We start from the raw sequence: 20,618 nt of genomic DNA on the forward strand, positions 1-20,618 counted from the left end.
GATTTTGCCCACTTTTATTATTTCAAACTAAAAGCGATCATAATCGGTATGTGCGACTATGGTTCCTGGCTCAGCAATAATGACTTTCTTTTTACCGTCTACACGCTTAATTTTAACTAATGAAAGGTGACCTTCAATTAGCTTTTCATCTTCAAAATCAGCTTCACATAAAACACAGATACCAGCAATATTGCTATCGAATTCTCTAACTAATTGCTGCATACCGGTCAAAGTACCACCGGCCATCATAAAGTCGTCTACTAACAAAACATTAGAGTGCTCATTTAAAACTCTTGTAGGTAATTCCATCTTGGACACACGATCAAGCGAAGAAGAAATGTAGTTAACAGAAACCGTTGCGCCTTCAGTTACCTTTGAGCGTTTGCGTGCAATAATAAATGGTACGTTTAAATAGCGCGCAACAGCTTGAGCTAGTGAAATACCCTTGGTTTCAATTGTCATTACCACATCAATTTTGGAATATGCATAACGTGTAGCAATTAGCTTACCAATCTTTTCAAGATCTTGCGGATTTCCTAAAATATCAGAAAGATAAACAAAGCCACCCGCTAATATTCGATCTGGGTCCTCAATTCTTGCAGCTAAATCAGTTAAATAATTTTGCGCATGTTTTTTACCCCAAAAAGGAACGTAACGGACACCTCCTGAAGCACCCGCAACAGTTTCTAAGATACCATCCTGATTATTAGCTAAAGTATGCTTTAAGATTGCCAAATCTTCTGAAATAGATGACTTAGCAGCTCCATAACGCTTAGCAAAAAATGGTAATGGTATCAAGTCATGTGGGCGTTCCATTAAATATTTAGTCATATCGACCAATCTCTCTGAACGTTTCATAAAATCCCCTCTCTAATGTTTGTCTTTTGCCTGCTTCTACTATACACTGAACGACAAAAAAAGACACTAACATTTTACAAAATGTTAATGCCAAAAAGTATGATCTTTTTATTTTTAATCTAGCTTATTCAGCCGCATCATCAAATTTTAATGTGATATTTTTGGTTAACAAATCCGTGTAGCTATACGAAACATGTTCAAAGTTATTTTGGTCCTGATCCAAATCAACAACGAAAACAGCTGGGAATGTTTCCTTCAAGACTCCGCGTCTTTTGGTAACTTTCTTACGTCCTGCTCTTGCAACCACAGTCAAAGAATCACCCAAATGTGAATCTAATTTCTGCTTAATAGTAGTAATAGATGTTGGCACTGTTAACAACTCCTTTGGAGTTCTATTTTACTACAATATTATCATTTTTTCAATTCTTTTTAAGTGGTAGCCCAGAAGCTTCTCATGATTTTTGCGGTGAAATTGCGGCTGCAATCTGGATGAACTGCTTGATTGTAAGCTGTTCCGGTCTAATACGTGGATCCACTCCCAAAGAATCTATCAACTGCTTTCGTTGATCAGGATCTGGTACTAAATTCTTTAAATTATTATTTAAAGTTTTACGCCTTTGACTGAAACACATTTTCACTACCCAATTAAAGTGTTTAGGATCGCCAACATCCATCTGCTCTGTCAAAGGAGTCAAAACAACTACACTTGAGTCGACCTTAGGCCGCGGAATAAATGAGCTACTTTTTACGTTTAGCGCAAGTTTGACTGTCATTTGCGTTTGAACCGCAATTGTCAAAGGACCATAAGCTTTACTATTTGGCTGAGCGTCTAGCCGTTCAGTCACTTCTTCTTGCATCATTAAAGTTAAACTAGTGAAATTTAAGTTTGCTTGATTCAAAAAGAAAATAATTGGAGTCGTAATATAGTATGGTAAATTTGCTACAACCTTAATTGGTTTATTTACATCAAGGAAATCTTCAAAATCTGCCGGAAAGTCTGCCTTTAAAATGTCTTTCATCATTAGTTTAAAAAGGTCATCAAGTGGGACGCCATCTATTTTAGTAGGGAGTTCATTATATAAAATTTCCGGTAAACTCTCATCAACTTCGTAGGCAAAGACCTTTGCACCTGCAAGCAAGAGCTGTTCCGTCAATGAACCAATCCCTGGTCCAATTTCAATTACTTGATCACCAGGTTGAATTTCAGCTGCCTGAACAATCCCCTTAATTGCATCTAAATCAACTAAAAAGTTTTGTCCTAGGTTCTTCTTCGCCTTAATAAAGTAGCGATTAATAATTGCTTGAGTCCGAACCGCGGAACCAATTGGAATTTCGTTATTCATTTTTTGCCTCCTTAACGGCTTGCTCAAGTTGCTTAAGCGTAATACCAAATGTGCATAACCGGCTGTAAAACTGTTTTGCGTTGCCATAACCGATACGCAAGCTAATTCCTACTTGCTCACGTAATTTACGCGAATTGGGCCCGCTTGATAAACCCAGTTTTTGATAAGCTTGCTTGCTAATATCACTAGAAGGTGCTTGCTGTTCGTGCAAGTCGCTCAAAGCCTTAACAAGTGCCTGCTTTGATGCGTGCTCAACTCCCAGTGAATTGCCTTTCCCCTTTTTATGAGGATCACCCTCTTTGCGTGTGATAAAAGCCTGTTTGGCATTAGGGACCGCCTCAGTAACTAATCTGCGGATTCTCTCACCATTAAGATCTGGATCAGTTAAGACAATTATTTCACGTTTTTTCGCCAATTCTTTTAATTCAGTCAAGACCACCGGTGGCACATCAGAGCCATTGGTTTCGATTGTCTCGATGCCAGGAAAAAACTGTTTTAGGCGGATCGTATCATCCTTACCTTCTACCACTACAACGGCATTAAATTGTTTTTTTGTTAAGACCATATACCCTCATCGTATTTTCATAAGTTGCCTTGGCAACTTCTTCTAACGGAATGTCTTTCAATTCAGCAATTGCTCTTGCAACGTAATAAACATTGCCAGGTTCATTTTGCTTACCGCGATATGGTTTAGGTGTTAAAAATGGTGCGTCCGTTTCAACTAGTAGCCGATCCATTGGCGTCTTCTTAGCGGCTTCATGAACCTCGGTTGCTTTGGTGAAAGACACAACACCAGAATATGAAAAGCAGACGTTTAAGTCTAAAAACTTTTCAAGCCAGGAAGCATCACCGTTAAAACTATGCAGAACTGCACCGTATTCCAGATTACTATTCTTCAAGATATCGTAACAATCGGCAAAGGCATCCCTTGTGTGAATGTCTACGGGCATTTTCAATTCATGCGCAACCTCAATCTGGCGTGCAAATACTTCACGCTGCTGTTCACGCGGAGATTCATCCCAGTAATAATCAAGGCCGATTTCTCCAACTGCAACAACACCGGGTATTTGAAGCTGCTCAATTAACTCATCTTCAGCCTTTTGGTCGTAATCTTTAGCAACATCGGGACAGTACCCAACCATTGCATAAACCTGCTCAAAACGCTGACTAAGTTCAATTGCACCCCGATTAAACTCTGGATCTTGACCAACACAGATCATTTTATTAACACCTAATTGGCGTGCGCGACCAAGATAAAATTCTTCTTTACCTTGGAAAGGCCCATCTTGCAAGTGCGTATGATTATCAATTAATTCCATTAACCTAATTCGGCCCCAATTTCATGTTCGTCGCCAACAATTGCTAACTTAACTGTGCCACCTTTTTCACTTGATAAAAGCATTCCTTGACTTAATTGACCAAGCATTTTACGTGGTTTCAGGTTAGTAACTGCCAAAACTTTTTTATCCAGTAATTCACTAGCATTTGGATAATACTTCCGAATACCACTTAGGATTTGACGTTCATCACCATTACCAAAATCAAGTTGGAATTTTAATAGTTTACTTGATCCTTGAACAGGCTCAACTGAAAGAATCTTTCCAACTCTAATTTTGACTTTGTCAAAATCATCAATTGAGATTTCTTTATCTTTTACTTTCTCACTGCGGCTTTCCTTTTTTGGTTTTGCCTTAGCCATTTCATCCTTGATGTACTTAATTTCGTCTTCTGGTTTCAAACGTGGATAAATTGGCTTTGGATCACTGATAACTTTGACATTCCAAGCAAAATCGCCAAAACCAAGTTGCTTTTGCTCAGAATTATCCCAATCAAGTCCCAGCTGTCTAAACATTTCAACTGGTGTTCTAGTCATAATTGGTGCAATTAATAAGGCAATGATTCTTAAGCTTTCAGCTAAGTTGGACATTACACGCGACAAGTCGTCTTTTTTGCCTTCCTTATTTAGTTCCCAAGGAGTGGTTTCATCAATGTATTTATTTGCACGGCTAACTAGTTTCCAAATATCTTCAATTGCTTGGGTAAAGTAAAGTTTATCCATATCTTTTTGGTAACTAGCAATTGCTTCAGCGGCAACGCTAGCAAGCTCTTGACCGAATTCATCTTGGTCTTTAGCAACTGGAGCCACTTCACCATTTTGATATTGATTAATCATTGAAACTGTCCGGTTAAGCAAATTACCTAAATCATTTGCTAAATCATAGTTAACGCGTTCAACAAAGTCTTCTGGTGTAAAGACTCCATCAGAACCAAATGGTAATGCACGCATTAAGTAGTAGCGTAAAGCATCTACGCCATAGCGATTTATGATAGATTCAGGATAAACTGCATTACCCTTAGACTTGGACATCTTACCGTCTTTCATTAATACCCAGCCGTGACCAATAACGTGCTTAGGTAAAGGCAAGTCTAGTGCCATCAACATAATTGGCCAGTAAATTGTGTGGAAACGAACAATTTCCTTACCTACTAGGTGAACATCTGCAGGCCAGTATTTCTTAAAGAGTGAGTCGTCATCTGAACCATAACCCAATGCAGTAATATAGTTAGACAATGCATCAATCCATACGTAAACAACGTGCTTAGGATCACTTGGGACAGGAATTCCCCAAGAAACAGTAGTACGAGTAACTGATAAATCTTCAAGACCAGGTTTAATGAAGTTATTAACCATTTCTTTTTCACGAGAATGAGGCAAAATAAATTCAGGATGGTCTTGGTAATATTGGTAAAGTCGATCAGCATACTTGCTCATCTTAAAGAAGTAAGATGGTTCTTTAACTAGTTGAACATCATGACCTGATGGAGCCTTACCACCAATCACATTGCCTTCATCGTCCTTATAAACTTCTGCAAGTTGAGATTCAGTGAAATATTCTTCATCTTCAACTGAGTACCAGCCAGTGTATTCACCAAGATAGATATCGCCTTGTTTTAATAGTTGTTCAAAAATTTTCTGGACACCCTTAACGTGCTCTTCATCAGTAGTTCTAATGAATTTATCGTATGAAATATCTAGGCTCTTCCATAGCTTTTTGTATGTTACAACCATGTTGTCAACAAACTCTTGTGGCTTAATTCCTTGCTTTTCTGCTTTTTGTTCAATCTTTAAGCCATGTTCGTCAGTACCAGTTAAAAAGAAAGTGTCATAGCCTTGGCTACGCTTGTAACGCGCCATCACATCAGCAGCAATTGTTGTGTATGCATTACCAATGGTTAAACGGCCGGACGGATAGTAAATTGGGGTTGTAATATAAAAAGTTTTTTTATCAGCCATATTCTGTTCTCCTTAAGATTCGTTTAATTTCATTATATTATACTACATCAATAAAAAAGAGAATTCCTCACGGAGTTCCCTTTTTTAAGATATATTATAAAGATTTGCCTATTTAAATTAAGAATTTTTCATCCTTCATGTAGAAGTGTTTTACGATCATCGTCAACAAAATGTAGAGGACTAAAATTCCTAGAACAATCCAGATAAAGGAAATTGGCATTGGTCCAAAGCCTAATTTTTGTGCAAGGAAAGAAAATGGAATCAATGTTCCAATTACCCCTGCTCCAAAAGTAGACAAAGTAACGCTTGGCGATGCGTGCTGGCCAATAAATGGTAAGCGTGGATCACGTAAAGCATGAATAACCATTTCTTGTGTCCAAAGTGATTCAATGAACCAGCCGGTGTGGAACAATGCGATAAATGCAGCTTGTTTAGCTGGGCCAATTGCAGTAAAGCTGCCACCAACTAAATGTGGACAAATGACGAAGTACAGCAGTGCAAAAGTCAAAATATCAAAGACAGATGAAGTTGGTCCGAAATAGAACATGAATTTTGGCAGTTTTTTCGTTGACCAAGTACGCGGTTCACGCAAGAATTCATCAGACATATCATCAAATGGAAGTGATAGACAGCTAGTTCCATACAGTAAATCTAGTGCTAGCAACTGTAATGGCAACATTGGTAAGAATGGTAAAAATGAAGAAGCAACCATAATCGACAGGATATTACCAAAGTTGGATGATAAGGTAATCTTAATATACTTCATAGTGTTACCAAAGACCTTACGCCCAATTCTAACGCCTGTTTCTAGCACGTTGAGATCTTTGTGTAATAAGATGATGTCAGCTGATTCCTTAGCAATATCAACCGCTGTATCAACTGAGATTGAAACATCTGCGGCTTTCATTGCAGGAGCATCGTTGATGCCATCGCCCATATAGCCAACCGTGTGACCGTTATCTTTCAATAAGTTAATGATATTGGTTTTGTCTTCTGGAGATAACTTAACAAAAATGTTGCACTCTTCCACCATTTTTGCCAGTTCTTCAGGGCTCTTACCTTCTAGGTCTGCACCAGAATAGACGGTGTCAACATTCAAGCCAACTTGTAAACCAACTGTTCTGGTAACAGCTTCATTATCACCCGTTAGAATTTTAACGGTGATTCCATCATCCTTGAGTCGTGCAAGAGCAGCCTTAGCACTTTCCTTTGGTGGATCAAGAAAGGCAAGGAAGCCGCATAGAATCAAATCACTCTCATCTTTAACAGAGAATTCACCAACGGGAGCAGGATTACGCTTGTATGCCATCATGATAACCCGCAGACCATCATCGTTCATATCATTGACTTTGTCCATTACCTTTTTCTTGCGTTCATCAGTAAGTGGCAAAATCTGTCCGTCAACCTCGATCTTAGTGGAAACAGCCATCATTTCCTCAGACGCACCTTTAGTTACCAAGAGGTGTTCACCGTGCTCACGGTCAGAATTTTCCACAACCACGCTCATTCTTCTTCTAGAAAAGTCAAACGGAATTTCGTCAATTTTATTGTAGTCACGTTGAATTTCATTAATGTCTAGTTCATCACCGGCAGCTTCAATAATTGCCTTATCAATCAGGTTTTTCATCCCTGTTTGGTAGTATGAATTCAGGTAGCCTAACTCCAAAATATGTTGGTTTTCGTGCAAATTGAGGTCATAGTGACGCTCTAAAACCACTTTATCTTGAGTTAATGTACCGGTCTTATCAGTACACAGAATATCAGCTGAACCAAAGTTCTGGATCGAGTTCATCTTCTTAACAATCGTGCCCTTTTTGGACATTTCAATTGAACCCTTAACCAAGTTGGTTGTAACAATTACCGGTAACATTTCCGGTGTTAAACCAACAGCAGTTGCGATTGAAAAGATTAACGCACTAACCCAGTCGCCCTTGGTTAAACCATTAATAATGAAAACAAGTGGTGCAATAATTGCAGTCATGATAATCAACAACTTAGAGACATTTTTGATGCCGACATCAAAAGCAGTGTTTTTGACATCATTGTGTGAAATATCATGAGCCAGTTTACCAAACATGGTCCGTTCACCAGTGGCAAAAACCACGCCTAGTCCGGAACCAGAAACAATTGTGGTCCCTTCGTAAAGAACATTAGGATAGTCAAGATAATCTCGATCGGCACCAATTTTTGGCTTCTTAGTCGCAATCTTTTCTACTGGATTCGATTCACCGTTTAGTGAACTTGATGAACAGAACAAGTCCTTACTGTTTAGTAGCCGCATATCTGCAGGAACCATATCGCCTGCAGCCAGTCTGATGATATCACCCACAACTACTTCGCTAGTATCAATTTCTTGGTCCTTACCGTCTCTGATAATATCTGTTGTTACAGAAACCATCTTGAGCAGTGAATCGACCGCATTTGAAGACCGGACATTTTGAATAAAACTAGTTACTCCAGAAATAAACACCATGATTAACATGATTAAAACGGTTGTTAAGTCTTTTTCTCCTGCTGGTACAAAAATATAATCTGTACATAGTGACAAAGCAGCTAAAACTAATATTACCAGTGTAAATGGTGTAATAAAGGCTTCTGCCAAAAAGCGCAATTTTGAATTGTGCTGGGTGGACTCAATTGTATTTGCGCCATACTCCTCACGATTTTTTTCTGCTTGCTCAGTGGATAAGCCGTCACTACTTGCATGTAGTCTAGCTAAAGTTTCAGACCTGCTTTCTTTGGCAATTGCCTTCACCAGTTCTAAATCCTTGTTGCTGGTTGCCTCATTTGGTTTTCTCAGCATTATTCTCACTCCTTTTTTCAAAGAACTCAAACAAACTAAAAAAGGGCCGCCTACATACCGCTGGCGACCCCTTTAAAACAAGGTATCATTAATACTCGTCGTTCAGTTTTAACACTACGTGACGTAAGCTTAGAGCTAGCTATCTGGTTGCCGCCTTATGTCGACGGAAACTATTTGACTCGTTGGCATCTCTGGATGTTTCCGGGCGATAGCATATGTTCACGTAGGAGTCTCACCTAACAGTTTATTTGTTGCTATTTAATTTTCATATTGAGTGTAATATATCAAACTGCGCTAAGTCAAGTTATTTAATTTATTTCTTTAGTTGCATATTAGTTTTGAAGAAATATAATAATCCACCAATTACTAATACTAATGCCAAGGCAATCGGTAATGCCAGACGGCGCGGATGCGTGAGCTGCGTACGTTCATCATTTGATAAATCATATTTATCTAGTGCATATTGATAACGCTGATCAATTGTTGTGGCACAAGCCCTAAAAACAAACCGCAGGCCCTTATTAAACTCTTTTTTATTGTTGCTACGAAGCTGATCAGATTGTGATCGAATAATGTTGCCCCTAATGTCAGCAGTAAAGGCACTATGCAAATCCTTGCTGGAATAAATCTGAACATTTTTCTTTTTGTCCTTATAGCCCACAATAATAAAGACAGTACGCTTATACTTGCTTAGTTTCTTAGGTGTTAAATGATCAACCCGATTGACTGTTTTCACGATAATTTTGGGTTGCTCACTAGTTTGTAAATAGCGGTTGTTTTTCTCCTTAATTAACTTGCTAGTTTCTTTTTCTACCAAATTACAGTTATCGTGTAAATCTGGATTTGAAAAAGCGGTCGTTGTCAGAAAAAGACCGATCAGTGCAATAACTGCTACTAGCTTAGTTTTCAGCATCTTCCAATTTACGTGCCAATTGCTCCACGTAATTTCGGTCGATTTTAATTTGCTCATAAGGAACCCCACAATCTTTAAACAGTGCAATTGTTAACGGACTGTCGTGATAGTCAAAATAATAATTAATCTTCTTAACTCCAGCTTGAACCAGCGACTTGGCGCAATTATAGCATGGAAAATGCGTGACATAGATCTCCGTACCATCAGTTGAGACGCCATTACGAGCGCACTGAATAAGCGAGTTCATTTCGGAGTGAATGGTGCGTACACAATGCCCATCGACGAGTTGGTGGCCAACATCATCGCAGTGTGGTTCATTCGTAACAGAGCCATTATAGCCCGTACCAATTATCCGGTTATCCTTAACCAGAACACTACCAACAAGCGCACGATCACAGGTAGAACGTTGGGCAATTACCAACGCCTGCATCATAAAATATTGCTTCCAAGGAATCCGATCACGCATCTTTTTTACCTCTTAAAATAGTTCAAACCGATTGCATCCCTAACCTCACTCAAGGTTTGATTTGCAACCTGGTTGGCCTTTTCCGAGCCTTCGATTAGCATTTCATAAACTTCATCTTGCTTTTGTTCATATTCTGCTCTACGCTCGCGAATTGGTGCCAATTCATTTTCAAGCACTTCATTTAAGTAGCGCTTAATTTTGACGTCACCCAAGCCACCTTTTTGGTAATCTTCTTTCAATTGCGCTACTTTATTCTTATCAGGATCGAAAATGTCGAGGTAAGTGAAAACAGTATTGCCTTCAACCTTGCCTGGATCTTCAATGTGAATGTGATCAGGATCAGTGTACATTGACATGACCTTTTTTTGAACAGTTTCAGAATCATCTGATAGATAAATCGCATTACCTAAAGATTTTGACATTTTGGCATTACCATCAAGTCCTGGCAAACGACCCTGACCCTTTTCAGGAAAGTAACCTTCTGGTTCAACCAAAACATTGCAGTCATAAACGCGGTTAAAGGTACGAACAATTTCACGTGCCTGCTCAAGCATTGGCTCTTGGTCATCACCAACTGGCACTAGTGTTGCCTTGAACGCCGTAATATCGGCTGCCTGCGAAACTGGATAGTTCAGAAAGCCAACCGGAATGGAATCATTAAAGTTCTTTTGCTTAATTTCAGCCTTAACTGTTGGATTGCGCTCCAAGCGACTTACAGTCACAAGGTCCATATAATATGCCGTCAATTCAAATAGCGCAGAAATTTGGGATTGCACAAAAATAGTTGATTTTTCAGGGTCAATGCCAACAGCCAAATAATCCAATGCAACTTGAATGAGGCTATTACGGATTTTTTCGGGATCGCGGGCATTATCAGTTAATGCTTGTGTATCGGCAATCATGATATAAGGCTGATACTCCCCTGAATTTTGTAGCATTACCCGATTTTTTAAGGAACCGATGTAATGTCCAACGTGGAGCTTTCCGGTTGGGCGGTCACCCGTCAAAATAACTTTTTTAGCCATGGTTTTTACCTTTCTGAAAACTTAAAACTTGTTTTAATGTAATAATTATAGTTAATTCTACCAAAAATCAAGCAATGATTAAACATGGAGGATAAAATGTGCAATCAATTTCAGCTGCCTACCTTAGCAGATATTAAAAAATACTTAGTAAATGACTTAAACCTACCATTGATTGAACCCGATAAGAACTTACCGCAAAATCAGGCAGTTTTTCCAAAAGGGACCGCTTCAGTGCTGCTATACCAAAATGATCAGCTTCAGCTCCAGCCAAAAGCTTGGGGTTACCCTAGTCCATTTGCCCACCAAAAGGTGCTTTTTAACGCTCGCGTTGAACGCTTTTTTGAGCAAAAGAAGTCAATGTGGGATTCTTCCTTTGCTAAATATCGGTGCATCATTATTGCTAGTCAGTTTTTTGAATCCAGTCATGAAACTTATGTTGCTACTAACAGCCATGAATATCACGAACGCTACTATTTTCAAACTGCTAATGAGCCATTAACGCTGATTGCCGGAATCTATCAAAAAGACCATTTTTCAATGGTAACTACGCAGCCGTCAGCAGAATATGCCAAAGTGCACGATCGAATGCCGTTAGTGATCAAACCTAGTGAACTACGCCAATGGCTCTTTCAAGACTTTTCATCCCTCGTTGATCGTAGTCAATTTCAGCTCACAAGTGCCAAACTACCTCAACGTCAGTAAATATCTTTTTAAAGTACCCCAACTTCTTCATAAGCTAATTACCAAATCTGTGCTTGGTTTCAAAAAGGAAACATGGTAAACTATTTGAGTAATGCGGGTATAGTTTAATGGTAGAACGTTAGCTTCCCAAGCTGAAGATGCGGGTTCGATTCACGCTATCCGCTTAACAAGAAAAAGGCAACGATTGAACATCGTTGCCTTTTTGTTTTATGTTATTCTGCTTAAGTCATAATAATTAGAATTACGCTATTTAGGACCGCTAAGTAGATTGGCATCCAAATGGTCTGGGTATGCAGATACGACCATGCAAATATTGCGCCAAAAAGTGCATTAACTAGCAAAAGCGCAATTGAATCTTGCCAGTTTAACAAACTAAACAAAATGCCTGAAACAATAATACCCAAAACTGCTGTCATCACTGTATTTTTACGAAAAGCGTAATTGAACAAGAAACCAGTAATCAAAAATTCCTGCAAAACTGGTATAACCACACCCAACGCCAATACGAGAAACCAATAAGCTAAAGTCGATTCATGTTGCAAATAAGCAATCTGAAAATGATACATTTTTAATTTTCCAGTTGATTGTAGCCATGAAACAAAAATGCGTAAGACTGTTATAACAATTGTTGAAGCAATAATTAAGCCAAAGTTATTAAGCCAGGACCCAGAATAGCTTCTATCGAAAAAGCGTTGCTCGCGATTAAACCGGTAAATAAAAAATAGCAACACCATCAAAGAAATGGTTATAAACAAAATCAAATCCCAGATGTGAATTGGTGAATTCATCGTAACCAGTTTGAACGCGCCGGCAACCATCAAATAACCAATTAAATAGAAAATATAGCGTATTAGGTTACCCTGTCTTGATGCTGGTGTATTCACTATCAATTACCCCTATCTCTTTGTGTACCCTACAAAGTTCATATTATAGCAAAAAAAGACTACTTTATGAAACACCAGCACCATTTTTCACTTAAGAAAAACTAAGCACTAATCATAAGCATTACCGCCATTATGGCCACCAACTAAGCTACTACGCTTAATTGCGGTTGCACCATGAAGCAGGCTTGACGCCTTGACTAAGCTTGTAAAACCATATTTTTGTCTTATTTGATCAACCGTTTGATCAATTTTTTTCTTTTTAATCTGTTGACCTGGTTGCACAAAAAAGGTTAATTGTTGGTAATTATCGGGATGCAAGTCGCCACAACTCACACCTAAGGCACGAACCCTTTCTCCATGCCAGTTTTTGCGAAAAAGGGCAAGCACTTCTGCTGCAATTGCATCATTATCATTAGTTGGACAAACTTTTTGCTGAACGTTAAAGCCTTTCCGTTTGCCCTTAAGCCGATATTTTGAAAAGTTCACCATTAGGCTAATGCATCCCGTCTGCACCTTATGTGATCTAATCCGAGCTGCCACTTGTTCACTAATTTCACGCAAGACAATCTCTATTTCACGCTGATCCGTATAATCTCTGGTCAAAATTTGCGAATTGCCATAGTTCTTCATTTTGGGAAAATACCGTTCTCTAATAATGCTTCGGTCAACACCCCAACTCATTGCAAATAACTGCTCGCCCATTACGCCAAACTCTTTTTTTAGAATTGCAGGATCTGAATGTGCTAGTTCATACATATTATTAATGTTAAGCCGGCGCAAATGCTTTGCTGTGCGTTTGCCAATGCCACAGACTTCTTCCATGTCTTTAATCTGCCAGATAGTATCAGGAACATCAATGTAGTGCCAATAGTCAATCATTGAGTGACGATGCTTAGCTGAGATATCCATTGATAATTTAGCCAATAAGGGATTTTCCCCTATTCCACATGTGGTATAGAAACCAAGTTTATTTTTGATTTCGAGCTGTATCTTACGTGCAACTAAATATGGATCGTCGCCAAATAGATGCCACGATTTTGTCATGTCAATCATGCTTTCATCAATGGAATAGGGATGAATATCTTCATCAGCCGCAAATTGACGAAAGATTTCAAGTATCTGCGTACTGCGCTTAATATATAAGTTCATATGCGGAGGCACCAAAATTAAGTCAGGTGCCTCTTTTTTGCTAGGAACATCACGAACCCGCATTACATTATTTAGACCATATTTTGCCTTAGCTAAGGGCGAAGCAGCCATGATTAAGCCAGAACCGTAACTTTCCTCATCTTGCTGATGAGACGCAACTGCCAATACCGCCTTCATTGGATTAAGACCTAATTCAATTGCTTCGCAGCTAGCAAAAAACGATTTATTATCAATCATAAACACAACATTATGAGGTTCATAACGATAATCATACATTTTTTACCACTTCCATTCCGAACTCTTGTTTGTATTATAAATTATACAAACGCAAGTTCGGTTAGGCAAGAATTTTTTATTCGACTGCAAGAATTGTCACTTGGTACTCACCCGCAGGGGCTGCCACATTTACTACTGCGCCAGCTTCTTTTTTATTTATCGCCTGACCCAAAGGTGAGTCAAAGGAAATTTTGCCTTCGGCAATATCAGCTTCCATTCGTCCAACGATCTGATACTTTTCTGTTTCTTCATCATCATCAAAACGAAGCGTTACTGTTTTACCTAAATCAACTTTGCCATCATCGTTCTTTTCAATTACTTCAGCATACTTCAATTGCTTTTCAAGGTAGCGCAAACGACTTTGCAGGTGCCCCAAGTCTCTCTTAGCCTCTGTATACTCGGTATTTTCCGATAAATCACCAAGTGATCGGGCCTCCTGCAAAATTTTGATTCGTCTTGGTCGGTCCTTTTTTAAACGAGCAATTTCCTCTTCAATTTTTTGGTAGCCTGTTGGCGTCATTTTCTGATAATAAACCAAAGTTTTATCTCCTTTTTTACTTTTTTATAAAAATTTTCCACAAGTTTTTTCCTTGATATATCAGCATTTCGCTTCGATTTTTAGCACTCGGCAAAGAAAAGTGCTAAAAAGTTGTTCACTTTTCGAATAATGGTACTATAATATTAATTGTAAGGAAGAAATGGAAGTCTTCACTTACATATTTAACTAAATTGAAAACAAAAAAATTGGAAGGAAGTTTTAAATTATGGCAAATGATATGATGAATCGTCGTAATGACTTATTTGATGCAATGAATGATTGGTTTGATCTTCCTAGAAAGTTTTTTGACGATACTAATGTTGCCAAATTAATGCAATCAGATGTAATTGAAAACGATAAAGAATATGTGATTAAAGTTGATATGCCAGGAATGGATAAGAGCAATATCAATCTAAGCTACAATAATGGTATTTTAAGCGTTTCAGGCTCAAGAAAATCATTTAAAGATATGTCCAAGGACAACAGCCTTATTCATCGTGAAAGAATCGATGGTCACATTTCTCGTAGCTTTAGATTACCAAATGTAGTTGCAAGTGAGATCAGTGCAAAGTATGATAATGGTGTATTGACTATTACTTTACCAAAACAAAGTTCTGATCAAAGTGATAATTCAATTCAAATTGATTAGCTTATTTATATTTTAATTGCAAGAAGTTCTAGATAAGTTGCCAATACAAATAATTCTCTAAAGTGGGTTCAGCTATTGAACCCACTTTTCTTTTAGATTAAAATAGAAAGTAATTTAAAATTAGATTAAAAAAGGAGAATTATCTATGGGACATCAAGTTACTGTCCAGGAACTAGAAAAGTTTACGGACAATTTTAATCAAAACCCTAAAAATCAAGTAGTTGCACGTGCAACTCAAAAAAGTGGTGTGTTAGCTGCTGCTTACAATGAACGTGTACAAGGTGAACTAACTCGTGTTTTCTCTACAGAATTAGACACAGAAAATGTTACTAATCAGCGTCAATCTGGTCGTTGTTGGGAATTCGCCACACTAAATATTTTGCGCCACAACTTTGGTAAAAAGCATAACTGTAAGAATTTTACTTTCTCACAAAGTTACAACTTCTTCTGGGACAAAATCGAGCGTGCAAACATTTTTTATGACAACATTTTGGACACAGCAGACAAGCCCCTCAACTCACGGACAGTTAGAGCTATTTTAGAAGGTGCCGGTCAAGATGGTGGTCATTTCCACATGGGAGCTGCTTTGATTGAAAAATACGGTGTTGTACCTTCTTATGCAATGCCTGAAAGCTTCAACGCTAATAACACCAGTGCCTTGGGTAAGGCTTTAGGTGACAAGTTGAAGAAAGACGCTTTGGTTTTGCGTAAATTAAAGCAAGAAGGAAAAGACGAAGAAGTCGAAAAAGCACGTGAACAATTTTTAGGTGAAGTTTACCAAATGACAGCAATTGCCGTTGGTGAACCACCAAAGAAATTCGATTTGGAATATCGTGATGACGATAAGAAATATCACTTAGATAAAGACTTAACTCCACTCGAATTTTTGCACAAGTACATGGGCGATGTTGACTTTGATGACTACGTTGTATTAACAAATGCACCTGATCATGAATACAACAAGCTCTACGGCTTACCATTCGCTGACAACGTTGAAGGTGTCTGCCGAATCAAGTTCCTAAACTTGCCAATGGAGTTTTTGGAAACTTACGCAGTTAACCAATTAAAAGACGGCGAAGCTGTTTGGTTTGGTAATGATGTTGGTATACAAAGTGACCGTAAGGCAGGTTACCTTGATAACAATCTATACAAATTCAACGAGTTGTTTGGCGTTGATTTAACAATGTCTAAGGCTGACAGATTGCGTACTGGTGCTGGTTCAGCTACTCACGCTATGACGCTAGTTGGTGTTGATGAAGATAACGGTCATATTCGTCAATGGAAAGTTGAAAACTCATGGGGCGAACAAAACGGGGACAAGGGCTTCTTCGTTATGAATAATGACTGGTTCAAGGACTATGTCTACGAAGTTGTCGTACACAAGAAGTACTTAACTTCTGAACAACTTGCCTTGGCAGAAGGCCCAATTACAGATCTTCCTGCTTGGGACTCAATCGCTTAAGCTGGTTGATAGATATAAAAAGACGAAATTCAATTATGAATTTCGTCTTTTTTTGTCTAAATCAACATTTAATCAGATCAATAATTTTTAGTTTTAGCTGTCTAATTTTTGGTCTAGAAACAGCAAACTTTTTTGTAAAAGAGCAAAAAATAGATCTACTTTCATTCTTTTAATCAGTACATTTTCAGTCCCCTTATTGTCACTTGTTTCACTAGCGATATAGGTTTGACCATATGTATCTCCGTGATCAGTACTAATTTTGATATTAGCTGGAACTGTTTCAAACAATTCTGGCCAAATTGCATATTCCATTGCAACCAAATCATGTACCGGTGAGTCTATGAAACCAAATTGTTCACCGGATTTTTGATAAAAACGTAGTAAATTACCTGCTAATTTAGATACAGAACCACCAGCTTGAAGACTCGCTATCTGCTTTTTAGTAATAGTTGTTTTTTCTGTTACATCTAAGCCAGCCATAACCACTTCTAGCGGTGAATCAAAGACAATCTGTGCTGCTTCAGGATCTGTCCAAATATTGAATTCAGCTAATTTAGTAACATTACCATGGTCTATGCCACCGCCCATAACAACTATTTTAACAATTTTAGCTAATGCTTCAGGAAAAGTTTTTATTAACAAAGCAATATTGGTTAGCGGCCCTGTAGCAACAATAGTCACCTTTTCTGGTTGCTTTTTCAATATGTCTGCCATAAACAAAATCGCATTATCTTTTCTAACTGGATAATTGTATTTATCTAAATTACCAGAGCCATCCATCCCCGTTTTCCCATGAGCTTCTGGTTGTGCGCGCAATTGATTAAGCAGTGGTCCCGCCTGCCCTTTAACTAGAGGAATTTGTTGCTCACAAAACGCAAGCAAATGACCTGCATTTTGAGTTACTAAGTTAATGTCCTGGTTTCCACCAACAGTAGATACACATAGAATTTTCACCTTATCAGGATTACCTAGAGCAGTTAATAATGCCATTGCATCATCTTGACCAGGATCACAGTCGTATAAAATATTCATCAATTTACGGCTCTTACTAAATCTTCAATTGTTAAAGCCTCGTCAAATCCAAGCTTTTGAGCAAGTTGAGCAATTACTGGCGGCTCTAATTTACTTTTGCGTAAGAGAGCTTCATCACTAAAAATCTCCGCAGGTGAGCCTTCTTTTTGTTTGTGTGCCTGTGCAAAAACTATGACATGCTCAAAGTTATTAACGACAAAACTCATGTCGTGCGTAATTGTAATTACCAGTTTATTCATGCTAGTTAGTTTCTTGATGATTTTATTCAAGCGCACAATCGAACTATGATCCTGTCCAGCGGTTGGCTCATCAAATATCATTATTTCAGGATCCATCGCAATAATTGCTGCAATTGTGACAAACTTTCTTTGCGAATATGGCAAATTATATGGATGTTCATCTAGTTTTTTGTCCAAATGACAGAGTGTGGCAGCATCCTTCACTCTGGTGTCTATTTCAACCGGTGACAACTTTTGCTTTTTGAGCGAAAATGCTATTTCCTTTTCAACTGAATCCTGAAAAATTTGTTCATCAGGGTTTTGAAATACATAGCCAACATGCTGAGACAATTTTGCAACACTAATTCCGTTAGTATCATTGCCATCAAGTAAAACCCGACCCTTACTAGGTCTAATTAAACCATTCATCATTTTTACAGTCGTAGTTTTACCGGCACCATTTTGTCCGATAATAGCTACCGCTTCACCCAGTTCAAGATCTAAACTGACATTTTCAACCGCATTATGTTCATCATCATACGAATAGCAGACATCCTGCAGACTTAAATAGCTCATACTTTAGCTTCCTTTAACATTTTATATGCTTCATCAATCGTAACTGGAACCTTTTTTGCTTCCGGATGTACTTGTAAGTAAAAGTCGGATACTTCTGGCAACTGTCCACCTGCTTCTATCACTTTTTTATCGCTAAAAACATGATGTGTCTCACCTTTAAGTGCAAGTTGTCCATCCTGAATCACAGCAATTTCATCACAAATCTGTGCTAACAAATCAACCTTATGATCAACAATAATGATTGTCTTCCCCTGCTCTTTCAAGTTCTTAACAATATCATATACAGCTAATGTCGAACTAGGATCCAGTTGCGAAGTAGGCTCATCCAAAATAATCAATTCGGGATCTAATACAATAACTGATGCCAAAGCCACCATTTGCTTTTGCCCACCTGACAAATCATACGGATTTTGATTACGTATTTTTTGCAAGTTTAGCAGCTCTATTACCTGTTCAATTTTATTATTAGCTTCTTCTCTAGGAACAGACAAATTTTCCAAGCCATAGCCTATCTCATCATAGACTGAATATTTGACACCTGTTATTTGTGTGAAAGGATTTTGAAAAGCATAACCAATTTTTTGTGCTAAGCTGCCAAGATTAGAGGTATCCAGCGGTTGCTCTTCAAAAACAACTTTTCCTTCAAGCTCTCCCTTATAAAAACTAGGAATAAAACCACGCATGATATTACAAATAGTCGTTTTGCCAGAACCATTACCGCCAACAATACCTAGTACTTCACCTGGCTCAACCTTTAGTGATAGATCTTTAACCGTAAGTTCTGGGGTTAACGGATAGCGATAACTTATATGTTGCAATTCTAGTAAACTCATAAAATCTTTCCTCCCCAAATAACAAAAATAATTAAGATCAAACCAAGCATTATATCTAACAAATAGTCAATTCTTTTTTTAGAAATATGATGCAAAGTTGTCCTAGGTGTTGGATTAGAAAAGCCACGTGCCTGTAAAGTTAAAACTTTTTCTTCATTTTGTTCTACGGAAGATAAAACCAAAGGCCCCATCATTGGTACAAAGGTTTTTATTCTTTGCCAGATTGAGCCAGTAGTTTCTACTCCCCTTGCTTGCTGAGCTTCATTAATGGTATTCGATTGCCACATTAATTGAGGAACAACCTGAATGGTTGAAGCTAAAACAAATATAACTTTTTTAGGCAACTTGGTTTGATCTAGAGCTTGAATAATAGCACTATTAGAAGTAACTAAGAAATACCAAATGATCGGCAATGAAATAGCAATTATTCTGCACGCCAATATTGTTGCAGTATTAAAGCCTGTTTGTGAGAATTTGATGATCCACCAAATTTGATGTGAATCAGGGTATCCGATAAAGAAAACTTGCATTACAAACAAGAAAATAACAATTAATGCTAAAGACTCAAAAAACAGTTTAATTAGCTTTACAAGGGTTCCTGAGAGCAAAGCTAAAATCATCGTTACCGCTATTAAACATAATTGAACCTGCCATTTTGAGCTCATCATGCTAAGCAAAATTAGAAGCAAAACAATTAGTGCCTTCGTTGAAGGATAAAGTCCTTTAAACCATTTAAGCATATGCTAAAGCCTCTCTATTCTTAATATAAGGACGACCATAATTTAACTTAATTAAAAATCTGTCTGGCAAACGTCTTACCAACAACCATGCAATTGTGAAATTAAAGGCCACACTAAAAGTACCTCCAACTAAGTTTGCTTGGATTGTAGACCAAAGCAAAACTTTACCTGCTGCTAAAAAGGCGGCTGTAATTAAATCACTACCAGATCCGGTTACTCCACCAAACACAAAGGTTGTTACTATAGCTGAAGGTATTGCAGTTGCAACATTGACAACTGCACAAGCAATAATTGTCGTAAAAATGTTACTAAAAAACTTAAACCGTGAAAATAAACCAACAAATAATGCGTTAGTCATAGCTACTAAAGCAAACGGAATTGCTGTTGGTATTAGCATACCGTTAATTATATTTCCTAATAAAGCCATCACCATGCCGACCCATGGACCTGCAATCATCGATACAAAACAAGTTCCTACTTGATCAATCCACACAGGTAGCTTTAGTGCCGCTGATAACTGATATCCAACAAAATTTAACGCTACACCAACCGGTATTAACAAAAGTGCCAGCAAGTCGAAGTCATACCTAAGTCCTCGTTTCAATTTATCCCTCCATAAAATACGAATATTATACTGATATATACATAAAATTGTATGTATAAGTTAATAACAGAGTACATTAGTTTATCAAAACTTTCAAGGCCACTTTTCCAACAAATTAGCTACAATAAGTACCGTTAAGCAAATAGGATAAACTGTATATTATTTTTGACGCTCAAGTATAATGTTCGTAAATTATGATAAATCACTTTAACAAACTTTCAAATTAGTAAGTCAGTTGCTTGAGACTCAATC

The 20,618-nt window shown here is 37.9% G+C and carries 21 protein-coding genes, 1 tRNA gene and 1 riboswitch; of the genes, 4 read left to right on the forward strand and 18 right to left on the reverse strand.

Annotation, left to right across the window (positions count from 1 at the left end; translation table 11 throughout):
- Nucleotides 1-27: 27 nt before the first annotated feature.
- The 10 genes from purR to trpS all read right to left on the reverse strand — a co-directional run bounded on the left by purR (nt 28) and on the right by trpS (nt 10,703).
- Nucleotides 28-858, reverse strand: coding sequence for a pur operon repressor (gene purR, locus F5ESL0263_RS07190; protein WP_046307710.1), 831 nt, complete (start codon nt 856-858; stop codon nt 28-30).
- 124 nt (nt 859-982) lie between these two features.
- The gene (locus F5ESL0263_RS07195) at nt 983-1,228 is read right to left on the reverse strand and encodes a Veg family protein (protein WP_046307712.1); all 246 of its coding nucleotides are present in this window, start codon (nt 1,226-1,228) and stop codon (nt 983-985) included.
- Between the two features lie 82 nt (nt 1,229-1,310).
- Nucleotides 1,311-2,201, reverse strand: coding sequence for a 16S rRNA (adenine(1518)-N(6)/adenine(1519)-N(6))-dimethyltransferase RsmA (gene rsmA, locus F5ESL0263_RS07200; protein WP_122035952.1), 891 nt, complete (start codon nt 2,199-2,201; stop codon nt 1,311-1,313).
- The gene (gene rnmV / locus F5ESL0263_RS07205; RefSeq protein ID WP_122035954.1) at nt 2,194-2,766 is read right to left on the reverse strand and encodes a ribonuclease M5; all 573 of its coding nucleotides are present in this window, start codon (nt 2,764-2,766) and stop codon (nt 2,194-2,196) included. The genes rsmA and rnmV overlap by 8 nt, the downstream gene beginning before the upstream one ends.
- Entirely contained in the window at nt 2,741-3,520 is a 780-nt protein-coding gene (locus F5ESL0263_RS07210; RefSeq protein ID WP_122035956.1) for a TatD family hydrolase, read from the reverse strand. Before F5ESL0263_RS07210 ends, rnmV begins: the two co-directional genes overlap by 26 nt.
- Nucleotides 3,520-5,496, reverse strand: coding sequence for a methionine--tRNA ligase (gene metG, locus F5ESL0263_RS07215; protein ID WP_122035958.1), 1,977 nt, complete (start codon nt 5,494-5,496; stop codon nt 3,520-3,522). Before metG ends, F5ESL0263_RS07210 begins: the two co-directional genes overlap by 1 nt.
- Nucleotides 5,497-5,608: 112 nt before the next feature.
- Nucleotides 5,609-8,299, reverse strand: a complete 2,691-nt coding sequence (gene mgtA / locus F5ESL0263_RS07220; RefSeq protein WP_122035960.1) for a magnesium-translocating P-type ATPase — start codon at nt 8,297-8,299, stop codon at nt 5,609-5,611.
- Between the two features lie 86 nt (nt 8,300-8,385).
- A riboswitch (M-box (ykoK) riboswitch) is annotated at nt 8,386-8,550 on the reverse strand.
- A 62-nt stretch (nt 8,551-8,612) separates the two neighbouring features.
- Nucleotides 8,613-9,269 (reverse strand): TPM domain-containing protein, encoded by a 657-nt coding sequence (locus F5ESL0263_RS07225; protein WP_370448857.1) that lies wholly within the window; start codon nt 9,267-9,269, stop codon nt 8,613-8,615.
- Entirely contained in the window at nt 9,199-9,678 is a 480-nt protein-coding gene (locus F5ESL0263_RS07230) for a deaminase (RefSeq protein ID WP_109715831.1), read from the reverse strand. Before F5ESL0263_RS07230 ends, F5ESL0263_RS07225 begins: the two co-directional genes overlap by 71 nt.
- Before the next feature lie 5 nt (nt 9,679-9,683).
- Nucleotides 9,684-10,703 (reverse strand): tryptophan--tRNA ligase, encoded by a 1,020-nt coding sequence (gene trpS / locus F5ESL0263_RS07235; RefSeq protein WP_122035964.1) that lies wholly within the window; start codon nt 10,701-10,703, stop codon nt 9,684-9,686.
- Nucleotides 10,704-10,799: 96 nt separating this feature from the next.
- On the opposite strand from trpS, the gene F5ESL0263_RS07240 reads away from it, so the two are divergent.
- Both F5ESL0263_RS07240 and F5ESL0263_RS07245 read left to right on the forward strand, forming a co-directional pair.
- Entirely contained in the window at nt 10,800-11,405 is a 606-nt protein-coding gene (locus tag F5ESL0263_RS07240; RefSeq protein ID WP_122035966.1) for an SOS response-associated peptidase family protein, read from the forward strand.
- 93 nt (nt 11,406-11,498) lie between these two features.
- Nucleotides 11,499-11,569: transfer RNA gene (locus F5ESL0263_RS07245), tRNA-Gly, on the forward strand.
- A gap of 57 nt (nt 11,570-11,626) precedes the next feature.
- On the opposite strand, the gene F5ESL0263_RS07250 is transcribed toward F5ESL0263_RS07245, so the two are convergent.
- The 3 genes from F5ESL0263_RS07250 to greA all read right to left on the reverse strand — a co-directional run bounded on the left by F5ESL0263_RS07250 (nt 11,627) and on the right by greA (nt 14,252).
- Nucleotides 11,627-12,289, reverse strand: a complete 663-nt coding sequence (locus tag F5ESL0263_RS07250; protein ID WP_122035968.1) for a CPBP family intramembrane glutamic endopeptidase — start codon at nt 12,287-12,289, stop codon at nt 11,627-11,629.
- Nucleotides 12,290-12,397: 108 nt separating this feature from the next.
- Nucleotides 12,398-13,714, reverse strand: coding sequence for a nucleotidyltransferase (locus F5ESL0263_RS07255; RefSeq protein WP_122035970.1), 1,317 nt, complete (start codon nt 13,712-13,714; stop codon nt 12,398-12,400).
- Nucleotides 13,715-13,790: 76 nt separating this feature from the next.
- Nucleotides 13,791-14,252, reverse strand: a complete 462-nt coding sequence (gene greA / locus F5ESL0263_RS07260; RefSeq protein ID WP_046308155.1) for a transcription elongation factor GreA — start codon at nt 14,250-14,252, stop codon at nt 13,791-13,793.
- Nucleotides 14,253-14,478: 226 nt separating this feature from the next.
- Between greA and F5ESL0263_RS07265 the strand changes: the two genes are divergently transcribed.
- Both F5ESL0263_RS07265 and F5ESL0263_RS07270 read left to right on the forward strand, forming a co-directional pair.
- Nucleotides 14,479-14,901, forward strand: a complete 423-nt coding sequence (locus tag F5ESL0263_RS07265; RefSeq protein ID WP_046307732.1) for an Hsp20/alpha crystallin family protein — start codon at nt 14,479-14,481, stop codon at nt 14,899-14,901.
- Between the two features lie 145 nt (nt 14,902-15,046).
- The gene (locus tag F5ESL0263_RS07270) at nt 15,047-16,363 is read left to right on the forward strand and encodes a C1 family peptidase (RefSeq protein WP_109715836.1); all 1,317 of its coding nucleotides are present in this window, start codon (nt 15,047-15,049) and stop codon (nt 16,361-16,363) included.
- Nucleotides 16,364-16,456: 93 nt separating this feature from the next.
- Here F5ESL0263_RS07270 and F5ESL0263_RS07275 read toward each other — a convergent pair whose 3' ends face one another.
- From F5ESL0263_RS07275 to F5ESL0263_RS07295, 5 genes are read right to left on the reverse strand one after another with little or no spacing between them, the layout of a single operon-like run.
- Nucleotides 16,457-17,395, reverse strand: coding sequence for a nucleoside hydrolase (locus F5ESL0263_RS07275; protein WP_122035972.1), 939 nt, complete (start codon nt 17,393-17,395; stop codon nt 16,457-16,459).
- Nucleotides 17,395-18,189, reverse strand: a complete 795-nt coding sequence (locus F5ESL0263_RS07280) for an energy-coupling factor ABC transporter ATP-binding protein (RefSeq protein ID WP_122035974.1) — start codon at nt 18,187-18,189, stop codon at nt 17,395-17,397. Before F5ESL0263_RS07280 ends, F5ESL0263_RS07275 begins: the two co-directional genes overlap by 1 nt.
- Nucleotides 18,186-19,022, reverse strand: a complete 837-nt coding sequence (locus F5ESL0263_RS07285) for an energy-coupling factor ABC transporter ATP-binding protein (protein ID WP_122035976.1) — start codon at nt 19,020-19,022, stop codon at nt 18,186-18,188. Before F5ESL0263_RS07285 ends, F5ESL0263_RS07280 begins: the two co-directional genes overlap by 4 nt.
- A complete protein-coding gene (locus F5ESL0263_RS07290) occupies nt 19,019-19,762 on the reverse strand; it encodes an energy-coupling factor transporter transmembrane component T (protein ID WP_122035977.1) in 744 nt (247 codons plus the stop codon). Before F5ESL0263_RS07290 ends, F5ESL0263_RS07285 begins: the two co-directional genes overlap by 4 nt.
- Nucleotides 19,755-20,366: an ECF transporter S component gene (locus tag F5ESL0263_RS07295; protein WP_122035980.1), complete on the reverse strand. Its 612-nt coding sequence runs from the start codon at nt 20,364-20,366 to the stop codon at nt 19,755-19,757. Before F5ESL0263_RS07295 ends, F5ESL0263_RS07290 begins: the two co-directional genes overlap by 8 nt.
- Between the last annotated feature and the right edge of the window lie 252 nt (nt 20,367-20,618).

Source organism: Lactobacillus sp. ESL0263 (assembly GCF_003692845.1).
In the GTDB taxonomy this organism is placed as follows: Bacteria; Bacillota; Bacilli; order Lactobacillales; family Lactobacillaceae; genus Lactobacillus; species Lactobacillus apis.